Annotated in this window: 33 protein-coding genes; 32 read left to right on the top strand and 1 reads right to left on the bottom strand. The window is 63.4% G+C overall.

The window, feature by feature from the left end; all coding sequences use genetic code 11:
• The first annotated feature begins 139 nt into the window (after positions 1–139).
• Positions 140–376, top strand: coding sequence for a hypothetical protein (locus IC762_RS17585; RefSeq protein ID WP_195783545.1), 237 nt, complete (start codon positions 140–142; stop codon positions 374–376).
• Positions 373–1,614: a ParB N-terminal domain-containing protein gene (locus IC762_RS17590; RefSeq protein WP_195783546.1), complete on the top strand. Its 1,242-nt coding sequence runs from the start codon at positions 373–375 to the stop codon at positions 1,612–1,614. The genes IC762_RS17585 and IC762_RS17590 overlap by 4 nt, the downstream gene beginning before the upstream one ends.
• Here the strand turns inward: IC762_RS17590 and IC762_RS17595 are convergent.
• Positions 1,581–1,802, bottom strand: coding sequence for a hypothetical protein (locus IC762_RS17595; RefSeq protein ID WP_195783547.1), 222 nt, complete (start codon positions 1,800–1,802; stop codon positions 1,581–1,583). The two genes, IC762_RS17590 and IC762_RS17595, sit on opposite strands and share 34 nt — an antisense overlap.
• On the opposite strand from IC762_RS17595, the gene IC762_RS17600 reads away from it, so the two are divergent.
• The 30 genes from IC762_RS17600 (at position 1,802) to IC762_RS17735 (ending at position 20,431) form a co-directional block, all read left to right on the top strand.
• Entirely contained in the window at positions 1,802–2,284 is a 483-nt protein-coding gene (locus tag IC762_RS17600; protein ID WP_195783548.1) for a hypothetical protein, read from the top strand. The genes IC762_RS17595 and IC762_RS17600 overlap by 1 nt on opposite strands.
• Positions 2,285–2,295: 11 nt before the next feature.
• The gene (locus tag IC762_RS35600) at positions 2,296–2,424 is read left to right on the top strand and encodes a hypothetical protein (protein ID WP_283816252.1); all 129 of its coding nucleotides are present in this window, start codon (positions 2,296–2,298) and stop codon (positions 2,422–2,424) included.
• 4 nt (positions 2,425–2,428) lie between these two features.
• Positions 2,429–2,623 (top strand): hypothetical protein, encoded by a 195-nt coding sequence (locus IC762_RS17605; protein WP_195783549.1) that lies wholly within the window; start codon positions 2,429–2,431, stop codon positions 2,621–2,623.
• A gap of 318 nt (positions 2,624–2,941) precedes the next feature.
• Positions 2,942–3,757, top strand: a complete 816-nt coding sequence (locus IC762_RS17610; RefSeq protein ID WP_195783550.1) for a hypothetical protein — start codon at positions 2,942–2,944, stop codon at positions 3,755–3,757.
• Between the two features lie 265 nt (positions 3,758–4,022).
• Positions 4,023–4,280 carry a hypothetical protein gene (locus IC762_RS17615; RefSeq protein WP_195783551.1) on the top strand — a complete coding sequence of 86 codons (258 nt, stop codon included), beginning with the start codon at positions 4,023–4,025 and terminating at the stop codon, positions 4,278–4,280.
• On the top strand, positions 4,208–4,942 hold the full coding sequence (locus IC762_RS17620) for a hypothetical protein (protein ID WP_195783552.1): 735 nt from the start codon (positions 4,208–4,210) through the stop codon (positions 4,940–4,942). The genes IC762_RS17615 and IC762_RS17620 overlap by 73 nt, the downstream gene beginning before the upstream one ends.
• Before the next feature lie 53 nt (positions 4,943–4,995).
• Entirely contained in the window at positions 4,996–5,280 is a 285-nt protein-coding gene (locus IC762_RS17625; protein ID WP_195783553.1) for a DUF2312 domain-containing protein, read from the top strand.
• Positions 5,280–5,441: a hypothetical protein gene (locus IC762_RS17630; RefSeq protein ID WP_195783554.1), complete on the top strand. Its 162-nt coding sequence runs from the start codon at positions 5,280–5,282 to the stop codon at positions 5,439–5,441. Before IC762_RS17625 ends, IC762_RS17630 begins: the two co-directional genes overlap by 1 nt.
• Positions 5,438–5,935 carry a sigma-70 family RNA polymerase sigma factor gene (locus IC762_RS17635; protein WP_195783555.1) on the top strand — a complete coding sequence of 166 codons (498 nt, stop codon included), beginning with the start codon at positions 5,438–5,440 and terminating at the stop codon, positions 5,933–5,935. Before IC762_RS17630 ends, IC762_RS17635 begins: the two co-directional genes overlap by 4 nt.
• Complete coding sequence (locus IC762_RS17640) at positions 5,932–6,087, top strand: hypothetical protein (RefSeq protein ID WP_195783556.1); 156 nt, start codon at positions 5,932–5,934, stop codon at positions 6,085–6,087. The genes IC762_RS17635 and IC762_RS17640 overlap by 4 nt, the downstream gene beginning before the upstream one ends.
• The gene (locus IC762_RS17645; RefSeq protein WP_195783557.1) at positions 6,084–6,296 is read left to right on the top strand and encodes a hypothetical protein; all 213 of its coding nucleotides are present in this window, start codon (positions 6,084–6,086) and stop codon (positions 6,294–6,296) included. Before IC762_RS17640 ends, IC762_RS17645 begins: the two co-directional genes overlap by 4 nt.
• 26 nt (positions 6,297–6,322) lie before the next feature.
• Positions 6,323–6,727 (top strand): hypothetical protein, encoded by a 405-nt coding sequence (locus IC762_RS17650; protein ID WP_195783558.1) that lies wholly within the window; start codon positions 6,323–6,325, stop codon positions 6,725–6,727.
• Positions 6,724–6,900, top strand: coding sequence for a hypothetical protein (locus IC762_RS17655; protein ID WP_195783559.1), 177 nt, complete (start codon positions 6,724–6,726; stop codon positions 6,898–6,900). The genes IC762_RS17650 and IC762_RS17655 overlap by 4 nt, the downstream gene beginning before the upstream one ends.
• A gap of 11 nt (positions 6,901–6,911) precedes the next feature.
• Positions 6,912–7,835 (top strand): YdaU family protein, encoded by a 924-nt coding sequence (locus IC762_RS17660; RefSeq protein WP_195783560.1) that lies wholly within the window; start codon positions 6,912–6,914, stop codon positions 7,833–7,835.
• A complete protein-coding gene (locus IC762_RS17665) occupies positions 7,810–8,091 on the top strand; it encodes a hypothetical protein (RefSeq protein ID WP_195783561.1) in 282 nt (93 codons plus the stop codon). The genes IC762_RS17660 and IC762_RS17665 overlap by 26 nt, the downstream gene beginning before the upstream one ends.
• A complete protein-coding gene (locus IC762_RS17670) occupies positions 8,088–8,807 on the top strand; it encodes a hypothetical protein (protein WP_195783562.1) in 720 nt (239 codons plus the stop codon). The genes IC762_RS17665 and IC762_RS17670 overlap by 4 nt, the downstream gene beginning before the upstream one ends.
• A 24-nt stretch (positions 8,808–8,831) precedes the next feature.
• A complete protein-coding gene (nusG, locus tag IC762_RS17675; RefSeq protein ID WP_195783563.1) occupies positions 8,832–9,446 on the top strand; it encodes a transcription termination/antitermination protein NusG in 615 nt (204 codons plus the stop codon).
• Between the two features lie 567 nt (positions 9,447–10,013).
• Entirely contained in the window at positions 10,014–10,742 is a 729-nt protein-coding gene (locus IC762_RS35265; protein WP_246801066.1) for a hypothetical protein, read from the top strand.
• The gene (terL, locus tag IC762_RS17680; RefSeq protein WP_246801067.1) at positions 10,645–12,132 is read left to right on the top strand and encodes a phage terminase large subunit; all 1,488 of its coding nucleotides are present in this window, start codon (positions 10,645–10,647) and stop codon (positions 12,130–12,132) included. The genes IC762_RS35265 and terL overlap by 98 nt, the downstream gene beginning before the upstream one ends.
• A 239-nt stretch (positions 12,133–12,371) precedes the next feature.
• Positions 12,372–13,754, top strand: coding sequence for a DUF1073 domain-containing protein (locus IC762_RS17685; RefSeq protein WP_195783565.1), 1,383 nt, complete (start codon positions 12,372–12,374; stop codon positions 13,752–13,754).
• A gap of 75 nt (positions 13,755–13,829) precedes the next feature.
• On the top strand, positions 13,830–14,180 hold the full coding sequence (locus IC762_RS17690; protein ID WP_195783566.1) for a hypothetical protein: 351 nt from the start codon (positions 13,830–13,832) through the stop codon (positions 14,178–14,180).
• Positions 14,181–14,186: 6 nt separating this feature from the next.
• Positions 14,187–14,435, top strand: coding sequence for a hypothetical protein (locus IC762_RS17695; protein WP_195783567.1), 249 nt, complete (start codon positions 14,187–14,189; stop codon positions 14,433–14,435).
• 166 nt (positions 14,436–14,601) lie between these two features.
• Positions 14,602–14,775 (top strand): hypothetical protein, encoded by a 174-nt coding sequence (locus IC762_RS17700; protein ID WP_195783568.1) that lies wholly within the window; start codon positions 14,602–14,604, stop codon positions 14,773–14,775.
• The gene (locus tag IC762_RS17705) at positions 14,711–15,517 is read left to right on the top strand and encodes a phage head morphogenesis protein (protein WP_210338378.1); all 807 of its coding nucleotides are present in this window, start codon (positions 14,711–14,713) and stop codon (positions 15,515–15,517) included. The genes IC762_RS17700 and IC762_RS17705 overlap by 65 nt, the downstream gene beginning before the upstream one ends.
• A 9-nt stretch (positions 15,518–15,526) precedes the next feature.
• Positions 15,527–15,796, top strand: a complete 270-nt coding sequence (locus IC762_RS17710; protein ID WP_195783569.1) for a hypothetical protein — start codon at positions 15,527–15,529, stop codon at positions 15,794–15,796.
• Entirely contained in the window at positions 15,796–16,080 is a 285-nt protein-coding gene (locus tag IC762_RS17715) for a hypothetical protein (RefSeq protein ID WP_195783570.1), read from the top strand. The genes IC762_RS17710 and IC762_RS17715 overlap by 1 nt, the downstream gene beginning before the upstream one ends.
• A 512-nt stretch (positions 16,081–16,592) precedes the next feature.
• Positions 16,593–16,928: a hypothetical protein gene (locus tag IC762_RS17720; protein ID WP_195783571.1), complete on the top strand. Its 336-nt coding sequence runs from the start codon at positions 16,593–16,595 to the stop codon at positions 16,926–16,928.
• 70 nt (positions 16,929–16,998) lie between these two features.
• Positions 16,999–17,388 carry a hypothetical protein gene (locus IC762_RS17725; protein ID WP_195783572.1) on the top strand — a complete coding sequence of 130 codons (390 nt, stop codon included), beginning with the start codon at positions 16,999–17,001 and terminating at the stop codon, positions 17,386–17,388.
• Positions 17,389–17,631: 243 nt separating this feature from the next.
• Positions 17,632–19,290, top strand: coding sequence for a DUF2213 domain-containing protein (locus IC762_RS17730; protein WP_210338379.1), 1,659 nt, complete (start codon positions 17,632–17,634; stop codon positions 19,288–19,290).
• Between the two features lie 157 nt (positions 19,291–19,447).
• Complete coding sequence (locus IC762_RS17735; protein WP_195783573.1) at positions 19,448–20,431, top strand: structural cement protein Gp24; 984 nt, start codon at positions 19,448–19,450, stop codon at positions 20,429–20,431.
• Positions 20,432–20,435: the final 4 nt, after the last annotated feature.

Raw genomic sequence — 20,435 nt, forward strand, 5'->3', positions numbered from 1 at the left:
AGAACTTTCAGTTTCTTCCGGTTTTCGTAAGCGTAGCATCACGACCGCGTACCTCTGAAATCCAGAAAGCCTGATCCCCGCGCCCGGCCTCGTTTCCGGACGTGAGGCTGCTTGACCCTTTTGTGGAGCACCGCTGCCCATGCTGCCGACCTTCGACCAGTGCATCACTTTCGGCCTGTGGTGGCTCCTCGCAGGCTCGCTCACTTGGTGGGCGCTGTGGTGCCGGGACGTGGTGCACGAGATCAATGCCGAACGCGGCGCCAAGGCTATCTCGGTCGTGATCGCGTCCGCTGGTGTCATCGTCCTCTGGCCCGTCGCGTGGCTGGGCGTGGCTTACGGCGTCGTGATCATGCTCCGCAAGGGGGTGCGGCGATGAACGCAACCCCGTACCAGGTTATGCCTGCGCTCGCGCCCGACGAATTCGAGGCGCTGAAGGCCGACATCAAGGCGCGCGGCGTACAGGTCCCCGTCGAATACGACGAGATGGGCAATATCCTCGATGGTCACCATCGCGTGCAGGCCTGCTTCGATCTCGGCATCACGCATTGGCCGCGCCTGGTGCGGCATGGCCTTTCCGAGGAAGAGAAGCGACGCCACGCGCGGCGGCTCAATCTCGACCGTCGCCATCTCAATGCCGAACAGAAGCGCGAGCTGATCGCAGCCGAGCTGCGCGAGCAGCCGGCGCGCAGCGACCGCACCATCGGCGCCGGCCTTAACGTCGACCACAAGACCGTCGGCGCCGTCCGCGATAAACTTGAATCAACTGGGGAAATTCCCCAGTTGACCGAGCGCGAAGGCCGCGACAACCGGACCCGGCGCATCACCCAATTCGTGCCGGCGACGCCGGAGGAAGAGAAGGGTCTCTTGATGTCGGCGCGGGAATTGAACTTCCGCAATGACGAGGCCAATCGCGAGAACCGGCGCAGCCTGCAAAAGGAACTGTCCGAAAAATCGCTCGAGCTGACCGGCTCGCGCAAATACGCCGCGATCTACTTCGATGCGCCATGGAAGCGCAAGCAGGGCATCACCGACCGTTCCTATGAGAACCACTACCCGACCATGACGTGGGACGAGATCGTTGCGTGGGCCGCCTCGATGCGAGAGCGGCTACTCAACGATGCATGGGGTTTCATGTGGATCCCCCGCGCCCACGCTTTCGCGCTGCATCCGGTCACCTACAAGGTCGATGTCGGCGGCGAGATCGTCGAGGTCGACATCAAGACGCCGCTCGCCTGGGCCATCGCGCGGGCGATGGGCTTCGATGCGTTTTCGACCTGTTTCGTCTGGACCAAGACGGACGAGGAGCATGCCGACGACGCCGGCATGGGCATTCTCGTTCGCGACCAAGACGAGCTGCTGCTGATGTTCAAGAAAGGCCGCGGCAACGCCAAGCCCGCGCGCAACGAGGTCTACAACTCGAACCATCGCGAGCGCTCGCGCCCGCTCGGCCATTCCCGCAAGCCGCAGCATTACCGCGAGATGATCGCAAGCATGGTCGGCGACGGCGTGCCGGTGCTCGAATGCTTCGCGCGGCATGACGAGAAATTCCCGCTGCCCGGTGGCTGGGACAGTTGGGGCAATCAGGCGAAGTCGGCAAACGAGGAGGCCGCATGACCGAGCGCTGTCCATCCTGCAATGCCGATCTCGACGGCGGTCCGATCCCGGAAAACATCCGGCAGCACTATTCGCCGCCGTATCGCTTCTCGCGCCGCATCGACGTCGTGGATCGGCAGCGAGACTGCGTCGTCGCGCACAAGTGTCCGGATTGTCATCATCGCTGGCCCGCCGAGGATCACCGTCAATGAAACTCCCGCAATCCATCGTCTCCCATCTGTTCGCGCGCCTCTCCGCCATCACGGCGAAGCGTCCGCCTGACGTGCTGATCGGCAAGCCCGACGACACCTACATGCGCCGCTGGTGGGTGATCCCGCGCAACCGCGTCTTCAACGTCTACCTGCACCACTTCCTGCGCTCCGACGATGACCGCGCGTTGCACGACCATCCCTGGCTCAACGCCTCGATCCTGCTCGACGGCCGCTACACCGAGCACACGATCTCGGCCGGCGGCGTCAACCATCGCGTCGAATATTCGTCCGGCGCCGTGAAATTCCGCGGGCCGCGCTACGCGCATCGGGTCGAGCTGACGGACGGGCCGTGCTGGTCGCTGTTCATCACCGGACCGACCGTGCGCGACTGGGGTTTCCATTGCCCGGCCGGCTGGCGGCATTGGAGCGAATTCGTGGACGGCAACAATTCAGGCCACATCGGCAAGGGCTGCGACTAGAGGAGGGGACGATGACGGAATCCGAATTCCTGCGTGCGAGCGAACTGCGCGGCATGGAGCGTCTTGGCGCGGTGCTGCTCGGCGTCCTGATCGGCGCCGCTGCGATGGCGGTCGGCGGCACGATCTTCCTGCTGGTGTGATCGCGTGGGCGCAACAGAAAACATCCGCAACCTGGTGCCGAACATCGTGCTCAAGCTCGATCGCAAGGTGGTGTGCATCGAGCTTCATTGCTCCGATGATCCGGCGCCGCATGTCCTGTTCGATGACATCTGCGAGAAAACGAAGTCGGAGTGTGGGCTGTGCCTGACGCTTCACGCCACGGAGCCCGTCGCGCCATGACCGCCTCAACCCGCCATTCCTGGTCCGAGAAGCATCGGCTCCAGTTCACGACCTCACGCGCCTGCTGGCGCTGCGGGATGGTTGAGATGGTGCATCATCAGCACGAAGGCCCGCGGGATATGATCTGGACCGAATACTGGCGGGACGGCAATTGCGAGCGGGGTGACGGACGAGTCCCGGCGTGTGATGGGCGCAATGAGAAGGGTGTGAATCAAGGTGCCGCTGCCGGTGACGCGGCACTGAGCGGTCACCCCGGCAACGTCGGGGCCGCAACAGGGGCGCAGTCCCATGCGGGTTGAGCAGCAATAGGAGAGAGCGATGCTTGCAGTGCGTTGGAGCGACAACGATCATTATCTCGGACCCTTCACCTTCGCGTGGAGCGATCACTATCGGACCGTCGCGATCAGCGTGCAGTCCGGGGATGAAGATGAGCGGAAGGCTTATTTCCGGCTCAGCCTTGGGCGATTCTCCTTCCTATCGACGCTCCCGGCCTGGCTGATCCGACCTGAGAGAAAGCGCGTGCAGGCGACTTACTGGTCGCCGGAAGATATCGCGCGCATGGGGCGTGATTGGTATTGGGAGGCAATTCCGCGCGAGTACGGCGTCAGCATCATCGACGGGCATTTCAATGTCCAGTACGGGCGCGTGACGCACGATAGTTCGACCGAACAGCGCTGGGGTTGCTTCCTGCCGTGGACGCAGTGGCGCTTCGTGCGTCACAGCTTTTATGACTCGCTCGGCAATCATTTCTGGACCGCCCCCAAAGGGGCGTCATGGGATGTGCGACGCGAGATGGAAGATAAGTGCCCGACGCTCAAGTTTTCGTTCCGGGACTTCGATGGCGCTGAGCTGACGGCGACAACCAAGATCGAAGAACGGGAGTGGCTGTTTGGCGAGGGCTGGTTCAAATGGCTGTCCTGGTTTCGCAAGCCGATGATCCGGCGCAGCCTCGACATCAGCTTCTCCGGCGAGACCGGCCCAGAGAAGGGTTCGTGGAAGGGCGGAACGGTCGGCACCGGCATCGACATGCTGCCCGGCGAACTGCATGAAGCCGCGTTCCGCCGATATTGCGATCAAGAGCATCGTTCGAAATATCGCAAGTACCGGATCGAATTCGCAGACCCCGTCACATGAGTGCTGGTGCCAGCCACGCATGCGCCCCTGATCGGGTTTCCAGCAGCGGCGGGGTGATCTCGCCGTGGCTCGGCCGCGGCAGAGGCGCCTTGATTCACCCTGACTTCCGATCCGCAAGCCGTTCTGTCCCCAACGGCCTGCGGCCTGTCGACGATGCCGGCGCGACAAATGTCGTCGCCTGTGCATCGCGACGAGAGCCCGCGTCCGACAGCGCCCATACCCCAACGGACGCGGGCTCGTTCTTTTCGAACGGAGGAACGCGACCATGACGCGACCTGACCCGATCCCGAAGATCGTCGACCTGATGCCGCCCGATCCGTCGGCGCTGCCGCGCTACTCACCGGGATTCCTGGTTGCGATGGCACTGCTGACGACCGAACTGGTCAAGCGCCCGATCTCCGAGGAGAGCATCCCGGTCACCACCATCCTCGACATGTTCGAATACGGCGGATGGAAGCTGGAGCCGATGACGCGGGAGGATTTCGAGAAGGCCATGCGCAAGCGGGCGGGGAGGTCGATATGACGGGAGGGAAGGATATGGATCAAGGCACCACCACGCCCGCGTCGGCATCGAGCGGTCACCCCGCTGCGGAGGATGCTGCGGCAGCGGCGAGCGCGATCGACTTGAAGCAGTTCTGCGGCGACGATGATTTCCGCCCGTATATCCGCGCGCCGTTCCGCTACAAAGGGCACGTCTACGCCACGGACGGACGCGTCTTGATCCGCGTGGCCGACAATCAATCCTATCAAAGCTCCGACAAGGTCGCGGTCGAGAAGGTCCTTGATCTCGATGCGCCGCGCGAATTTCTCCGCGCGCCAGCGACCAAGCAATTTCCGAAGAAGCGGCCGGTCGAGAAGGTGAGATGTCCCGATTGCGACGGGCGCGGCACCGATCACGACTGCGAACGCTGCGAATGCACCTGCTACTCCTGCAAGGGAAGTGGGTCGATCGAAGAAAAGCCGGAGGTCTCGACAATCTTCGGGGGCCAAATCTTCGATCTCGAATACGTGCGGCTGCTCTACACGTTGCCGGATTTGGAGATCGCGCCGAACCCGGCCGATGCACCGATGTTCACACCGCTTTTCTTCCGCTTCACCGGCGGTGTCGGCGCGCTGATGCCGATGCGCGAGCAATACAAAATCCATGTCGACATCTCGCCGAGCAAAGATGCGGCAATAACCTGACAGGTCGACCAGCGCACGCCGCCGGTCATTGTCCCCAAATCGAAAGCATCACCATGCTCGCACCATCCGAATCCTCAGCCCCGGTTCTCAAAGAAGAACCCGCAACCCGCTTCGCCAAGGACCAGCTCCGCTCCATCATCGAGCGCATCGAGCGCCTGGAAGAAGAAAAGACCACCATCGCAACCGACATCCGCGACGTCTACGCGGAGGCCAAAGGCAACGGCTTCGACGTCAAGGCACTCAGAGCGATCGTCCGGATGCGCAAGCAGGACCCGAACGAGCGGCAGGAATCCGAGACCATCCTGGAAACCTACATGCAGGCGCTGGGGATGCTGTGATGGACCGCGAGAAAAAGGCCGTGCCAATCCCAGATCGCCGGATCAAGGAACGTATCGTCCGTAGCACCCCGGATTATCCATTGACGCCCGGGCTGCGCGTCACGCGGGCGGACGCCATCGGATTTATTCATAGATTTGATCGCGAGGAGGAGATCGAATGACACTCCTCCCCAACGACCCCTTCGAGCTCGGCCTGCTCCGCGCCATCCCCATGCTGCGCCGCTTCGCCTTAGCGCTCACCCGCAACACCGACCGCGCCGAGGATTTGGTGCAGGACACCCTGCTGCGCGCGCTCGACCACCGCGCCAAGTTCACCCCCGGCACCAACCTCGACGCCTGGCTCACCACGATTTGCCGCAACACCTGGTACCACCAGCGCCGCAAGGGCTGGCGGGAGATCCCCGACGCCGACGGGCTGATCGCGGCCAACCGCACCGCGAGCGACGACCCGCAGGCCGTGCTCGAGGCCAAGCAGGGGTTAGATGCCTTCCACGCGCTGCCGGACGCCTGGCGCCACCCGATGCAGCTGCATGCCGACGGCATGGAGGTGACTGCCATCGCTGCCCTGGTCGGCGTGCCCGACGGCACCATCAAGAGCCGGATGAACCGTGGTCGCGCCGCACTGCGCGCCGCAACCGCAGCGGAGGTCCGATGAAAGCAGGTTGGTTTTTGATGACGGCGACTGCGCTGGTTTTGGCGGCGTTCACCGCACCATCCGAATGGCACGACACAATCGCAGCTGCGAGCGCCGCGTTTCTCTGGAGCGTTGACCAGATCATTTGCGCCATTCGGGAGAGCAAGAAATGATCAGCCCGGACGCCAAGGTGACCACCCACGTCCCGCCGCGGAAGCGGATCGACCTCTCCCCGCGACGGGGAGGTGACCCCAACGCGGACATCGCCGCCGACATGGCCTACAGCCCGACCGAATGCGACCGCATCTGGGCGCTGGTCAAGCAGGCGGCGGGCTCCGAGGTGACGCCGGTCGACCTCGCGCGGCTGTGTGCGCCGCTATGAGATACCCGCTCTGGACGGTTGACGAGTTGAAGGCACTCCAGGCCCAGCGCCAAGCAGGTGCGTCGATCAACCGGCTCGTCCTGCCGGGCCGCACGCGGAAAGCCTGCACGCAGGCCTATTACCGCTCGCTGGACGGCCGGCTGGAGGTCATCGAGCGACACGAGCAGCGTGCTGCCCAGGCGCGTGCTGCTGCGGCGTCCGTGCCACAGAAGGCCGGCCGCAAGCCGAAACAGCCTGAGCCGCAGCCGATCGCGTCGCCAACTGCGGCGCTCTGCGGAGTGCACGGCCGCAGGCAGGACAATCTCGAAGTGCTGCGCGAGCGCGCCGATTTTCATGCGCGGATCGCCGAGCGCGGCCTCACTGCTGGCTTCTTCGGCGATCCGCCGCCGGGGCGCAGCGCGCTCGACAAACGGGAAGGGTCCTTACCATGATCGAGGCCCAGCACCCGGAAATCCGCGACCTGATCCGTCGCCTGACCGCGGCAGGCGCGGACACTGCCGCCTCGTGGCGCGCCATCACCGACACGCTCTGGACTCTCTCCGTGCGCTGCGCCGAGGCGGAAGCCCGGCTGGCGCAACTTCGACTGCAGGTGCCACTGGAATGAGCCGACCCTGGATGCCCCTCTACATCGCGGACTATCTCCGCGACACCCAGCACCTCAGCGCGCTGGAGCACGGGGCTTATATGCTCCTGATCATGCAGTACTGGACCGCGGGCGGCTTGCCGCAGGATGACGCGCGGCTGGCCCGCGTGACCCGCTTGACGCCGGCTGAATGGATGGTGGTCCGCCCGGTCGTTGCGGAATTCTTCGAGGCCGGCTGGCGGCATCCGCGGATCGACGCCGAGCTTGCGGAGGCCGAGCGCATCACGGCGGCGGCCAAGGCGGCCGGACATGCCTCGGCGCGCAGCCGCCGCAAGAGGGGGCATTCCCCGCATGAACCGGACGGCAACGAAACGTCAACGGACGTTGCAACGGAAACGCAACGGTCGTTCAACGGACGGGGCAACGAAACGCCAACGGCAGGGCCAACGGAAACGCAACCTATCACAACCACAACCACAGTTGATAGGATGGGAGATGCGCGCGCGGGCGCGAGAACCGCGTTCACCGCAGGTTCGAAAGCGCTGGCATCGGCGTTCTGGACCGCGCTCGGTTTCGACGATCCGCTGAAAATCCCGCCGGAATTCGCCGGCGTCGACTGGCGCGCGATCGAGTGGGAGCGGGCAGGCTGGACACCGGACCTGATCGGGGCCGAGGCACGACGTCTCGCCCGCGACGGCCCGCTGAAGCCGCTGACCTATTTCGAAAAAGTGTTCGCAACCGCCTTCGCCAAGCGACAGGCACCGCTCCCGGTCGTCACAGTCCGGGACGCGGAGAAAATCACGGTGACACGCCATGCAGGACAACCCGGAAACATCATTCAAGCCGCTGACCGTCTCGTTGAAAAACTCGCCAGCTTCGATGCCGGATCAGGCGACACTGACGAGCTACGCGGCGAAGCGGGCACGCCTGTTGTTCGGCTGCTATCGCAAGGGTGACGCCAACGACCCGGAGACCTACACCGCGGCCATCACCGCCGTGCTGGCGCGCTATCCGGAGGACGTGATCCAGGCGGTCACGCATCCGGCAACCGGGCTCGTCTCGAGGTTGAAGTTCCTGCCCGCCGTCGCCGAGGTCCGCGAGGCCTGCGAGGATCTGATGCAGCCCAGGCGCGAGCGCGAAGCCTACGAGAAGCGGGTCGCCAAGCAGATCGCGGAGCGCACGCAACTCGAGGAGAGGAAGCCGCCCCGATGAGCGCCAAAGCCTTGAACTGGGCGCAGGACCAGCGCCTCGCCAACCCGCTGCAGCAGATCATCCTGCAGGCGATCGGCGACTGGGCCGATCCCAAGGGGATCGCCCGCGGCTGCGACCTCACGTACCTGGCTGACGCGGCCAGGCTCGCGCCGGCCTCGGTGCGCAAGCATCTCACCGAACTGCGCGAGGCCAATACGCTCGATCTCGTGGAAAAGTTCAACGAGGACGGCGGCAAGGTCTATGACTTCACGCTGCACCTCGGGGATGCCGTCGCCTTGAGGCGGGTGCCGCTCTCCAAGGACGAGAAGAAGGAGAAGCCACAGCCGCAAGGGCCGGCCAGCTATCCAGCCGGCAGCATCGAGGCCAAGGCCATCCGCGTGCTGCACGACATGTGTGGCCGCTCCAGCGCGTTCTTCAAAATCTTCCGCAAGGCCGACGGCTCCGTCACCTGGTCAAAGGACATGACGCCGCAGCTTGCCGCGCTCGGTACTCCCGAATGTCCGCCAGCGGAACGCTGGGTGAGACTCAACCGACAGCAGGCCGGCGCGTGGGAGGATCTGATGCGCCATTACTTCGAACAGGGCGTGCTGCGCCAGAAGCTGCAGGAAGGCTCGCTCGCGCCTTGGCCGTGGCCACCCTCGTTGGACGGCAAGACCTATCCGGTGGGCGCCGAGCCGCCGCTGATGACCGACGACGACTACCAGAACTTCAACTGAAAACCCGAGGCAGGTGAGATGCAGATGACGGAGACGACGAAGGGCAATCTCGACACGGTGCGGAGTGCGTTGACGGGTATCACCGGTGTCGAGCCCGTCGCGGTCGGGCAGGCCGAGCGGTATTACGTGATCGTCTGCCGGCCGAACCACGAATTCGAGGCGGTCGATAGCTTCCGCCGCAACGCACAGCCGGCCTTCTGGCCGAGCTATGAGGAATTGGTGACCACGCGGCAACGCCAGAACGACCAGCCGGTGCGCCGCATCCGCCGGATCGGCATCATCTCGGGCTACGTGTTCACGCCGGCATCGCCCAGCCGGGACTTCACGGTCTTCCTGCAGCGCATCGTCGGCGCCATCGAGATCGCCAAGACGTTCTCCGGCGCGCCGCTGGTCCTGGACGAGGCCGATGTCGCGGTGTTCCGCCGGATCGAGGCCGAGGAGGGCTTCAAGGACACGGTCAAGACCGAGCACGATTTCAAAATTGGGGAAAAGGTCCGCTTCCGCGACGATCTCCAGCGCCGCTGGCCTCCCGGCAAGATCATCAAGCTTGCCCGCCAGGGGAGAATCAGTGTTGAAGTAGCCATGATGGGGCGGAAGATGGAAATCAAGGTCCTTCCGCATCAGATCGCCCGAACCTAAGTCCTGCCCCCTGCCAAGGGGACGCTCACTTAAAGGTCCGGCGACGGCGGCCCCGAGGGGCGGTTTCACAGCTCCTGCCTTGAGCAGGAGTCGGGCGGCGTGGCCCGATCATCAAGCCCCGGCATCGTCCGGGGCTTTGTCGTTTCTGCACCACATATTGCGTGACCGCGCGTTCGTTCGCTTTCGCGCGGTTGCGGCCCTTCTTGGGCTGTTTCCTCCCTAGACTTGGGCCGCTTGCCGCTGTGGTTGCTCTCGCGCAAGCGGCCCGTTTTTCCGTCGCTCATGGTCCGGTCAGGCACCTGACATAGGTTGACCAAGACCCAGCAATCAGCTATCAACGGGGTTCCACGCGCCGTTTTCGCTGGTGCTGGGTCTTGGTCTTCGTCACAACGAAGACTTCATGCCTTCGCCGTCGAAGCTCGGTAAACAAACACCCTCCCTGCAAGGAGGGTGTTTTGCGTTGTGGACCTGTTCCGTTGTGGCGGCGGTTTCGACGTCACCTACCGGTTCATGAAGGGCGGTTGACCCGTCAAGCTTATGAACGGATTTGATTCAGAGTGATTCACCGTGTCCTTGCCTGCATCGTCCGACAAGCTCGATCCTTCCGTTCCGCTCACTGACGAGCGCTACGAGCGGTTCGCGCGTTTGCGTGTGATGGGTGTGGGCTGCAAGGAAGCAGCGATCGAGGCCGGTCTGCCGGTGACGCACCGCAATGCGCCCCGGTTCGACCGGCATCCGGAGATCATCGCGCGCAAGGCCTATTTGGCCAAGGATGATGCCGAAGTCATCGCCGCAACCCGATTGATGGTGCGTGACCGGCTCGTCGCCTCGGTCGAGCTCAACGTTCTGGCGCACTATGCGATCATTGGCCACCAGGAGGTGGGCGGCAAAAAGGTCGCCCGTGTCGTGGGGATCAACTGGAAGGCGCTTCAGAAGTCCGACCACTCCGCCGCCGTGACCGGCTTCAAGTTCGACCGCGAGACCGGCGTCATGACCGAGTTCACGCGCGACGATCCGATGCAGGCGATGTCCCAGCTGCGCGACATGTACGGCTTCCGCGCGCCGCGGCGCACCGAGCTGACCGGTCGGGCGGGCGGTCCGGTGCAGATGATCGATGTCACCAAGTTGACGCATGACCAACTCGTCCAGCTCGAAAGCATTCTTGCCGCCGCCGCTCCCGCCGGGGACGTTGAAGCAGGTGAGAGCGGAGATCCAGCGGCGCACGGCGCTGCAGCAGAGGGAAGCGGAGAGAATTCGTCTCAGCCGCGACTCGATCTCCCAGCCAACGGCCGTTAGGGCGCAGGCGGGTCCGCAGGAACGCTTTCTCGCCTCGACGGCGGATATCTGCATCTACGGCGGATCGGCGGGCGGCGGCAAATCCTACGGCTTGCTGCTCGAAGCGCTAAGGCATATCGACAACGCCGCGTTCGGCGCGGTCATCTTTCGCAAGACGCTGGTCGACGTCAAAAAGCAGGGATCGCTGCTCGACACGTCGATCCCGCTCTACGGTCAGTTCGGCGCGTCGCTTCGCCAGGCCGGCGACATGCTGTGGCGGTTCCCATCCGGAGCCAAGGTCGCCTTCGGCCATCTCGAGCACGAAAAGACCGTGCTCGACTGGCAGGGTGCGCAGATCCCGCTGATCTGCTTCGATGAGTTGACGCATTTCTCGCGGACGCAGTTCTTCTACATGCTGTCGCGCAATCGTTCGACCTGCGGGGTGCGCCCGTATGTCCGTGCGACCTGCAACCCGGATGCAGATAGTTGGGTCGCGGAGTTCATCTCTTGGTGGATCGACCAGGAGACGGGTCTTCCGATCCCGGAGCGCTCAGGCGTCATCCGCTATTTCGTGCGGGTCAGCGACTCGCTGGTGTGGGGCGACACCGACCGCGAACTTCGCGAGCGATTTCCTGGCGCCGAGCCGAAGTCCGTCACGTTCATTCCGTCTCGCCTCGAAGACAACGCCATCCTGATGGCGCGCGATCCCGGCTACCGCGCAAACCTGATGGCGCTCAACGTCGTCGACCGCGAACGGTTGCTCGGGGGCAACTGGAAAATACGGCCAGCGGCCGGCTTGTTATTCAAGCGCGGCTGGTGCGAGGTGGTCGACGCCGTCCCCAACGGCGCGAAATTCGTGCGAGGGTGGGATTTGGCGGCGACGCCGAAAACCGAAAGCAACGATCCGGACCGCACCTGCGGCACCAAGATCGGGCGCATGCCGGACGGACGCTTCATCGTCGCGCACCATGTGCGCATGTGGGGCGCACCGCTCGAGGTCGAGCGGCTGCTCAAGAACACTGCCTCCGACGACGGCCTGCACACCCTGATCGCGTTGCCGCAGGACCCCGGCCAGGCCGGCAAGGCGCAGAAATCGCATCTCGCCCAGGTGCTGGTCGGCTATCGGGTCAAGTTCGCGCCGGCGACCGGCGACAAGGTCACGCGGTTCGGCGCGTTCTCCGCACAGGCCGCGGCCGGCAACGTCGTGGTGCTTCGCGGCCCGTGGAACGAGGACTGGTTTGCGGCGCTCGAAGCGTTCGGACCGGAAGCCCGTCACGACGACGACGCGGACGCCACCAGCGAGGCGTTCAACGAATTGATCGGCAAGCGCAGCATCGTGATCTCCGAGGAAGCGCTGGCAGCATCACGCCGCCCCAGCGTTTCCGCCCACCAGCACAGGTCCATCCGGTGACGAACCAGTCCCCCGCAGCAAAGCGGCAGGCGCGTTACCGGGAACGGAAACGAGCCGACAAGATTCAGGGGAAGGCGCCGGCCACCAAAGCGGGGGCCACGCGCCGCCTTCCTGTCGGTCAGAATGCGGTCGCCGCTTCGCAGCGACGTCCGATTGCCTCGACGAAAACAGCTGCGAGCCTGTTCGCGATCCCAAAGCCGCCGCCGGGCGTGCTGCCGAAAGAGCACCACGGGCTGGCCATGGACCAGCAGCCCAACGTCCTGCAGTTCGGTGCATGGGCCGGAAGCTATTACGGCGGCGCCTTTGCCGAGGGCATGGAATTCCTCGGCTATCCCTACCTTTCCGAGCTCGCGCAGCGCCCGGAGTATCGTCGGATCGTCGAGATCACCGCGACCGAGATGACGCGGAAGTGGATCAGGCTGCATTCGACCGGCGACGACAAGAACAAGGCGGACCGGCTCCAGAAGATCAATGCCGAGATGACGCGCCTTGGTGTGCAGCGGGCATTCAAGAAAGTCGCCGAGCAGGACGGCTTTTTCGGGCGCGGCCATCTCTATCTCGATACCGGAGCGACCGACGATCCGGGCGAACTGATCACGCCGATCGGCGACGGCCGCGACAAGCTGAGCAAGAAAAAGGTCGCCAAGGGTTCGCTGAAGGCTGTGCGTGCAGTCGAGGCGGTCTGGACCTATCCGACCAACTACAATTCGAACGACCCGCTGAAGGGCGACTGGTACAATCCGGACGTCTGGTTCGTGATGGGCAAGCGCATCCATGCGAGCCGGTTGCTGCCGTTCATCGGCCGCGAGGTCCCGGACCTCCTGAAGCCGGCCTATTCGTTCGGCGGCCTGTCGCTGACGCAGATGGCCAAGCCCTACGTCGACAACTGGCTGCAGACCCGGCAATCGGTCAATGACGCCGTCTCGGCATTTTCGGTCTTCTGCCTGAAGACGACCATGTCGGAGATGCTGCAGGCCGGCGGCGATGCTCTGACGAACCGGGCCGAGCTGTTCAACAACTTCCGCAACAACCGCGGCTTGATGTTGCTGGACAAGGAAGCGGAAGAGTTCGCGAACGTCTCGTCGCCGCTCGCCGACCTCGACAAGCTTCAGGCTCAGTCGCAGGAGCACATGGCCAGCGTCTCGGGGCTGCCGCTGCTCAAGCTGCTCGGCATCCAGCCGGCCGGCCTCAACACCACGTCCGAGGGCGAGTTGCGGTCGTTCTACGACTGGATCGCGGCCTGCCAGGAAGGTCTGTTCCGGGCCAACCTGACCCGGGTAATCGATTTCGTGCAATTGTCGCTGTTCGGCGACGTGGACGAGGAGATCACTTTCGAGTTCGTGCCGCTGTGGGCCCTGAACGAAAAGGAAGAGGCTGAGGTCGAAAAGATCGCGGCCGAAACGGCCGAAATCCGGATCAATTCCGGGGTCATTTCGCCCTCAGAGGAGCGCCAGGCGCTGGCCAGCCGGCCGGACTCGCCCTACGAAGGTCTCGACCCGGACGATGCGCCCGACCTCCTTGAGGAGGAGGAAGAAGGCCTCGAACCCCGCGCCGGCGCCGCCAAGCTGGCGTTGGGTACCGAGGAAGACGACGAATCGGAGGCGGACCGCAAGGCGGCGTGAAAAAGTGTCGATTTCGTCTATGCAAGGCTGGGTGCGAGGGTAGACTCGTCGCTTCTGAATCGGCCAGAGGCTAATATGAGTGCTCAAGAGTTGAGGTTTGGGATCAGGCAGTCGGTGGAAACCGAGGTCGTGATCACCGCGACATTTCCGACGTATCTCACCTTGTATGATTACGTCGATGATGGCACTGCGGACTGGCACTTTTTTGTCCGTATCGATCTCATCGGAGCTAGTTCCGCGCGGGTCGACTTTCTGAAGATCGAAAGCGACGGGACGTATGAATTCCGGTCGGAGGTGAGGTTGACAAGCCGGCTCGGCGAATATTTTGGTCCGCATAACAGCTATTCGAGGATCAGCGCGGGCGAATATCGATCGAAGATCGCGGAGTTGCGTGGCGTGCTCGATACGATTCCGAACGAGGAGTGATCTCGCATGATCGGTGTATCTCCTCGATTTGAGATGAGCGAGCGTGACAGGGGCGACAACGATCTGGTCGAAACGAGCCTTTTGATCGCGACTGGCATCGATCTCGACGACTGGGCCGAGCAGCTTGGCGTTGTTCATCGCAGCATCGTGCTGGATGAAAGTGAGACGCACGTCATAGACATTCGCACCGGCATGCCAGCGCTAACGGACGATGCATTTAGGCGCAGCATCCTGACACGAATTGGGCGCCTATGACGCCGAGTGAATGGATCAAGAGATTCTCGGATCGAATTGTCCTCTTCTTCGGGGAAGAAGAGCGAGAGCGTGCTGAGGAGAATGCTCGCATTTATCTTCAGGACGGCGATATTCGCGATGACCCGGAGGCGGCCGCCACGCTAATCATGGAAGGTTGGCGTGCTGCATGATCGACATCCGCCTCTCCGACATGCTCGACGCCCACGACGAGGACGTCAGCGCGGTGCCGATCTCACTATCTGATTTGCAGAAACAGGAAGCCGGACGAACCGAGCATGCCAAGCGCGCGCCGCAAGGGCGAAAAGCTGCTCGCGCCGGTTCACCCGAACGCGGGCGTTGAAGCTGAGTACCGGCGCCGTCTCGTTCGCCTGGTCGACGAAATGGCCGCGTCCTATCTCTATTGGGTGAAGGCGACATATCGCGCCAACGAGCCCGCGATCGCGCAGGACGAGACGCCGGCCGTCGCGCTGAAACGGCGCATCTCGCGGCTCGGCGCGCAGTGGACGAAGAAGTTCGACCAGGCCGCCGACGACCTCGCGAAGTGGTTCGCGGAGGCGGCCTCCAAGCGGTCATCGGCGGCGCTGCGCTCGATCCTGAAGAAGGGCGGTTTCTCGGTAGAGTTCAAGCTCACACCGGCGGTGCGCGACATCCTGCAAGCGACGATCGCCGAGAACGTCTCGCTGATCAAATCGATCCCGAGCCAGTACCTCACCAACGTCGAGGGGCTGGTGATGCGCTCGGTTACGGCAGGTCGTGATCTGGCGCAGCTGACGAAGGATCTGCAGGAGCAGCACGGCGTCACGCGGCGCCGAGCCTCGCGGATCGCGCTCGATCAGAACAACAAGGCGACCGCCGCGATCACGCGCGCGCGTCAGGTCGATCTCGGCATCACCGAGGCCATCTGGGTGCATTCGGGCGGCGGCAAGCATCCGCGGCCGACGCATCTGAAGGCGGGGCGGGAGCGGACGAAGTACACGATCAAGGACGGCTGGTATGATCCCGCCGTCGGCAAGAACATCTGGCCTGGTGAGCTAGTGAACTGCAGGTGCGTGTGTCGCGCCGTGGTGCCGGGATTTAGCTGAGGACATCATATGCGACGGTTGATTATTGGAGCGGCGTTACTCGCGCTCGCCGCTGGTTCGGCACACGCCCAGTCCGCGCCGACCGACAAGATGACCATCGAGGTCACTCGCGCCGAGCTCCAGATCATTGGCCAGGGCCTGATGGAATTGCCCTACAAGTCGGTCGCGCAATTGATGATCAAGCTGCAGGCGCAGATCGATGCGGCGGAGAAGACAAAGCCCGTCGATCCTGCGCCGGCGATCGTGCCGAAAGCCTATCCGGACGCGAAGCCGAACTGATGCGCGCTGATTACATCGTCGCGGGAGCGGTATCGCTCGTTGGATTGGCCAACATCGTGACTGCGACGATGTTCGATCGTCCGCGCACCATCGTCGTGCTCGCGCCTGCCATTGGCGGTGACGCCGATTGCAATCTGGCCTCGATCCAGCCGGATCGCTCGGTGAAGCTCGATTGGGAGTGCATCGACCGCGCCTCGGGCCGTTTCCGGATGGAAGCGCCCAGCATGTACGGCTCGATGGCGCTGGCGCTGAAGGCGGCGAAGGACCAACGAAGCGAGCGTTGACCCAGGATTCTGTCAAGTGCGAACGGCGCAATTAACAGTTTGTCCCCCGGGGCAAAATGGAAGTGCGGTTGCCCCACTGACATCGGGTGGGCTGAGGTCTATTCTTTTTGTCTAGACTCAACCGAGGCAGACAAAATGAATCAAACAGCATTTACAATCGATGAGTGGTGCACCGCGAACCGCATGTGCCGCGCGACCTTTTACAACCTGATGAAGTCGGGCAAGGGCCCGGTCATCATGAAGGTCGGAAGCAAGACGCTGATCAGTGTGGAGGCAGCAGAAGCCTGGCGGCGCCAGCGCGAGGCGGGAAATCATGAGCGCCGAGAAGAGACCATGAAGGCGAACGTCAGCAAGGCATGCGAGACGTGCGCATGTGCGCAACGGTTACACTCCGGAGAATGGCATTGTCGTCGCCACGCGCCCGTAGTGATCCTCGCAGGGTCTTGCGCTGGCGAGTGCGTGTGGCCGCTCGTTGGACCAACATCATGGTGTGCCGAATGGGAAAGGCGGAAATGACTCCGCTCGCATATCGCATACTGAGAGAAAATACGCTTCCGCTTAAGGAGCGGACTTTTCGCGATCGATGTGGACTGGTCGCGGCGATGAATGACATTCATTGTTTCGAGTGCAGCGACGTACTCCAAGCAGCGCGCGCCTTGGTCTGGGACAAGAAAAAGCCGCTAGAGGAAAATCAAAAGCGCGCTGCGTTGATGTCGGAAGTGACGTCCTTTTTGCCTGCGCCAAAAACGTGGATAGAGTTTAAGGACCCGGAGCGGCGTAACACGCGCTGGGGCGTGCTCATGCAAGAAGACGCCGGCTTTGCAACCTTTACAGTGGGCGCAGCTTGACGACTTCTGCTCCGCATCCGTCACATCGGAGCTTGCATTACGCGGGGAACGCGTCGGCGAAGTTAACAAGATGTTCATACCTGAAGCGTGTGAAGGCGGCCTCGCGGATTTGTTACGGCGGCTGAATACGCTGCTTGTGCCGTTGCTGGCGATGATAAACACGCCTCGCATTATCGGGCGCTGCCAGCATATGCCTCATGCTGGCTTGGCACGTGACTTGCGCAAGCGCTTTGGTGCGGGTCGATTCCCGCTGCGGGCTTGGACTGAAATCCAATTGAAGGTCACGCCTCCCGAACAAGGCGAAGGCGAGGCTGAGGCCCACCTGACCGGAGCGCGTGCACTACACTTTTGCAGAGCGCATCTCCGCGTAAGGCTCGGCCGCTTGGAATTGGTATCATCCCATTGGCGGGGCGATCCGGCGCTGGGCATCAAGCAGTCGAAGTATCGGCTGGTTTCCTAAACCGAGCAATCACTCATGCCATTCCTCACCGGATCGTCTCAGGCGACGATCTCCGCCAACATTGCTGAGCTGGTGCGCGCCGGGTATCCGGAGACGCAAGCAGCGACGATTGCGTATCGCAGGGCGGGCGAGGATGCTGCGCTTGCGCATGACTCAATGACGCCTACGGACTGGAGCGATCTTGTCTCTGGTCTCACGGCCCACATTGACGGAGGACAGCTCTCAGACGGCGAGATGGGCGAGATGACGCGAATCCTCGTCGCAGCGCGCGGGATCGCAGCGGACGCGTCCGGCAAATTGAGCGAGAAAGAACGCGAGGAAGCCGACCGCACCCACGGCTCGCGCGAGGACATGCCGGCCGGGGCCTTCCTGGAAGGTGAGGCGCGCAAGTATCCCGTCAAGGAAAAACAGGACGGCGAGTGGGTCTATTCGCGCAATCTGCTGCTGGCCGCTGCACGCGAGGCGCGCATGCATGGGCATGGGGACCTTGCCAAGCGCGCCGATACGATCCGCGCGCGCGAGTTCGGCGCCGCGCAGGATGAGGCGCTGCTGTCGTTTGACCGCGCCTCGGTCCGCAACTACGACGCCAACGGCTGGCTGCACGTCAAGACGACGCCGATCTCGAAGGCCAACGTCTGCGAATACTGGGGCCGCGAGATCCCCGGTCACGAAGACCTCGGTCTGCGGCCGGACCAGAAGTACAAGCTGCTGCGCCATCCGGATGAGTTGCGCAAGGCGGCATCGTCGTTCAACAATCTGCCGCTGCTCAACAAGCATGTGCCGATCTCGGTGCTGCAGTATGATCCGGAAGACGTGATCGGGTCGACCGGCTCCGATACCGAATTCGATCATCCCTATCTCAACAACTCGCTCGCTGTCTGGCGCAAGGACGGCATCGACGACGTCGAGAGCGGAGCCAAGAAACAGCTTTCCTCAGCGTATCGATACCGCGCCGACATGACGCCCGGCGAATTCGAGGGTGAACGCTACGACGGCGTCATGCGCGACATCGTCGGCAATCACGTTGCCATTGTTCCTGAAGGTCGAGCCGGGCCCGATGTGGTCGTCGGCGATAGCATGGAGAACTTGACTATGACGCTTTCCCGCAAGGCCCTGATGGTGCACGGCGCAGTCGCCGCCTACCTGCTTCCCAAGCTGGCGCAGGACGCCAAGATCGACGTCATGTCGGCCTTCCACGGCGTCACCCACAAGAACTTCCCCAAGCGCCGCGCCCAGATCGTCACCGACCTGACCAAGCTCACCGCTGGCAAACTGGCCAAGGACGCGAAGCTTTCCGACCTGCCGACCGTGCTGATGGCCTTCGATGCCATGGAGCCGGATGAGCCGAAGGCCAAGGACGAGGAAGACGACAAGGACAAGAAAGCCAAGGACGAGGGCGGCATCCGCGAGTTCCTGAAGGGCAAGCTCTCCGAGGACGACTACAAGGCGGCCTGCGACATGATGGACGACGATGATGTCGACGCCATGGACGAGGACGACGACAAGGAGAAGGACAAGGATAAGCCGAAGGCCGAGGACGAGGAAGACGACAAGAAGGACAAGGTCGACCGCAAGGCCATGGACCAGGCCATCGCCGACAATACCAAGGCCGAGCGCGATCGCGCCCGGGCCGTCCGCGATGCCGAGCGCTTCGTCCGTCCCTGGGTCGGCGATCTCGCCCATGCCTACGACTCGGCGGAGGAGGTCTACGGCGCGGCGCTCGAGGCGCGCGGCAAGAGCACCAAGGGCCTGCATCCGTCGGCCTTCAAGTCGGTGCTGGAGATGCTGCCGAAGGCCGGCGAGGCCAACCGGCCGGCGCCGCGGCTCGCGACCGACGCCAAGGGTTCGTCGAGCTTCAACGAAATGTTCCCCGACGCTGGCAAGATCAAGCTAACGGCGTAACCAGTTTCTGGCGGCGGCGTGGAAAGCAGACACGCGAACCTTTAGCAGCGCTCGGGTCATGGCCTGAGAGTCAAGCGCTGGAGCCCGGGTAGCGTCGGGCCCGCCAATTTCGAGTTTGAGCTTCCTTCCCAACCCTCATCAGCATGGAGAAACGCCAATGTCCGGCGGTATTCAGAGCCAAATCACGACCCAGCCGGCCCCGGGCATTCCCGGCGATTTCGCGAGTGCCAATCCTCGTTTCGCGGCAAACTTCGGCGCGGGCGGCGCGGTTGCAGGGCCGAATGGTCTTGTCGTCAACCTGGCGTGCTGGGCCTCGTATTCCCAGATCGACGGCGACGGCGCGCCGTGCGCGCTGAACAACTTCGGCTCCGGCAACATCACCGGCATTGCCGGGCGTCTGGAGCAGGGTCTGATCACGACCTATCTCTCGAATGCCGGCGTGACCATTCCGGCCGGCGTGCAGGCCTCGGCATTCACCGGCGGCGATTTCTGGGTGAAGAACAACGGCGCAGGTCAGGCACAGTCCGGTATGAAGGCCTACGCCAGCTTCACTACCGGCCAGTTCACCTTCGCCGCTCCTGGTGCGCCCACGACCGCGAGTGCGACCTCGTCGTCGATCGCGACTGGTACGGCTGCGACCTTCACGGGATCGATCTCCAACGACGTCCTGACCGTGACCGGGAGCGTCACCAATACGATCTATCCGGGCGCTATCTTGTCCGGCTCCGGCGTTGCGACGAACACGGTCATCACCAGCCAGTTGTCGGGCGCGACCGGCGGTGCCGGCACGTATTCCCTGTCGATCCCCGAGCAGTCGGTTGCATCCGAATCCCTGACTGCCACCCCGTATGTGCTCGACACCACCGGCGGCACGGTGACCGGGTCGATCGTGCAGGGGTCCGTGATTTCGTCCGCGGGCGGCACGGCAACCGGTACCGTCGTCGGCATGTCGGTCGCGACCGTCAATCAACCCGCCACGGGCAAGTATATCGTGGCTCCGGTCGCCAACATCGCGCCTGGTACCGTGACGTCCGGCACTATCGTCCTCGCGTCGAATGTCGAGACGTCGTTCTATGCGGTGTCGTCGGCGCTCGCCGGCGAGAGCGTCAAGATCAGCAACAACCCGGGCGTGACCCACTAACGGT

Source organism: Bradyrhizobium genosp. L, from assembly GCF_015624485.1.
Taxonomy (GTDB): domain Bacteria; phylum Pseudomonadota; class Alphaproteobacteria; order Rhizobiales; family Xanthobacteraceae; genus Bradyrhizobium.

Bases quoted from the DNA above. Each gene is read 5' to 3' on its own strand.
- IC762_RS17585 (WP_195783545.1), top strand. From the start codon at position 140: ATGCTGCCGACCTTCGACCAGTGCATCACTTTCGGCCTGTGGTGGCTC.
- IC762_RS17590 (WP_195783546.1), top strand. From the start codon at position 373: ATGAACGCAACCCCGTACCAGGTTATGCCTGCGCTCGCGCCCGACGAA.
- IC762_RS17600 (WP_195783548.1), top strand. From the start codon at position 1,802: ATGAAACTCCCGCAATCCATCGTCTCCCATCTGTTCGCGCGCCTCTCC.
- IC762_RS35600 (WP_283816252.1), top strand. From the start codon at position 2,296: ATGACGGAATCCGAATTCCTGCGTGCGAGCGAACTGCGCGGCATGGAG.
- IC762_RS17610 (WP_195783550.1), top strand. From the start codon at position 2,942: ATGCTTGCAGTGCGTTGGAGCGACAACGATCATTATCTCGGACCCTTC.
- IC762_RS17615 (WP_195783551.1), top strand. From the start codon at position 4,023: ATGACGCGACCTGACCCGATCCCGAAGATCGTCGACCTGATGCCGCCC.
- IC762_RS17620 (WP_195783552.1), top strand. From the start codon at position 4,208: ATGGAAGCTGGAGCCGATGACGCGGGAGGATTTCGAGAAGGCCATGCG.
- IC762_RS17625 (WP_195783553.1), top strand. From the start codon at position 4,996: ATGCTCGCACCATCCGAATCCTCAGCCCCGGTTCTCAAAGAAGAACCC.
- IC762_RS17630 (WP_195783554.1), top strand. From the start codon at position 5,280: ATGGACCGCGAGAAAAAGGCCGTGCCAATCCCAGATCGCCGGATCAAG.
- IC762_RS17635 (WP_195783555.1), top strand. From the start codon at position 5,438: ATGACACTCCTCCCCAACGACCCCTTCGAGCTCGGCCTGCTCCGCGCC.
- IC762_RS17640 (WP_195783556.1), top strand. From the start codon at position 5,932: ATGAAAGCAGGTTGGTTTTTGATGACGGCGACTGCGCTGGTTTTGGCG.
- IC762_RS17645 (WP_195783557.1), top strand. From the start codon at position 6,084: ATGATCAGCCCGGACGCCAAGGTGACCACCCACGTCCCGCCGCGGAAG.
- IC762_RS17655 (WP_195783559.1), top strand. From the start codon at position 6,724: ATGATCGAGGCCCAGCACCCGGAAATCCGCGACCTGATCCGTCGCCTG.
- IC762_RS17660 (WP_195783560.1), top strand. From the start codon at position 6,912: ATGCCCCTCTACATCGCGGACTATCTCCGCGACACCCAGCACCTCAGC.
- IC762_RS17670 (WP_195783562.1), top strand. From the start codon at position 8,088: ATGAGCGCCAAAGCCTTGAACTGGGCGCAGGACCAGCGCCTCGCCAAC.
- nusG (WP_195783563.1), top strand. From the start codon at position 8,832: ATGACGGAGACGACGAAGGGCAATCTCGACACGGTGCGGAGTGCGTTG.
- IC762_RS17685 (WP_195783565.1), top strand. From the start codon at position 12,372: ATGGACCAGCAGCCCAACGTCCTGCAGTTCGGTGCATGGGCCGGAAGC.
- IC762_RS17690 (WP_195783566.1), top strand. From the start codon at position 13,830: ATGAGTGCTCAAGAGTTGAGGTTTGGGATCAGGCAGTCGGTGGAAACC.
- IC762_RS17695 (WP_195783567.1), top strand. From the start codon at position 14,187: ATGATCGGTGTATCTCCTCGATTTGAGATGAGCGAGCGTGACAGGGGC.
- IC762_RS17700 (WP_195783568.1), top strand. From the start codon at position 14,602: ATGATCGACATCCGCCTCTCCGACATGCTCGACGCCCACGACGAGGAC.
- IC762_RS17705 (WP_210338378.1), top strand. From the start codon at position 14,711: ATGCCAAGCGCGCGCCGCAAGGGCGAAAAGCTGCTCGCGCCGGTTCAC.
- IC762_RS17710 (WP_195783569.1), top strand. From the start codon at position 15,527: ATGCGACGGTTGATTATTGGAGCGGCGTTACTCGCGCTCGCCGCTGGT.
- IC762_RS17715 (WP_195783570.1), top strand. From the start codon at position 15,796: ATGCGCGCTGATTACATCGTCGCGGGAGCGGTATCGCTCGTTGGATTG.
- IC762_RS17720 (WP_195783571.1), top strand. From the start codon at position 16,593: ATGACTCCGCTCGCATATCGCATACTGAGAGAAAATACGCTTCCGCTT.
- IC762_RS17725 (WP_195783572.1), top strand. From the start codon at position 16,999: ATGTTCATACCTGAAGCGTGTGAAGGCGGCCTCGCGGATTTGTTACGG.
- IC762_RS17730 (WP_210338379.1), top strand. From the start codon at position 17,632: ATGACGCGAATCCTCGTCGCAGCGCGCGGGATCGCAGCGGACGCGTCC.
- IC762_RS17735 (WP_195783573.1), top strand. From the start codon at position 19,448: ATGTCCGGCGGTATTCAGAGCCAAATCACGACCCAGCCGGCCCCGGGC.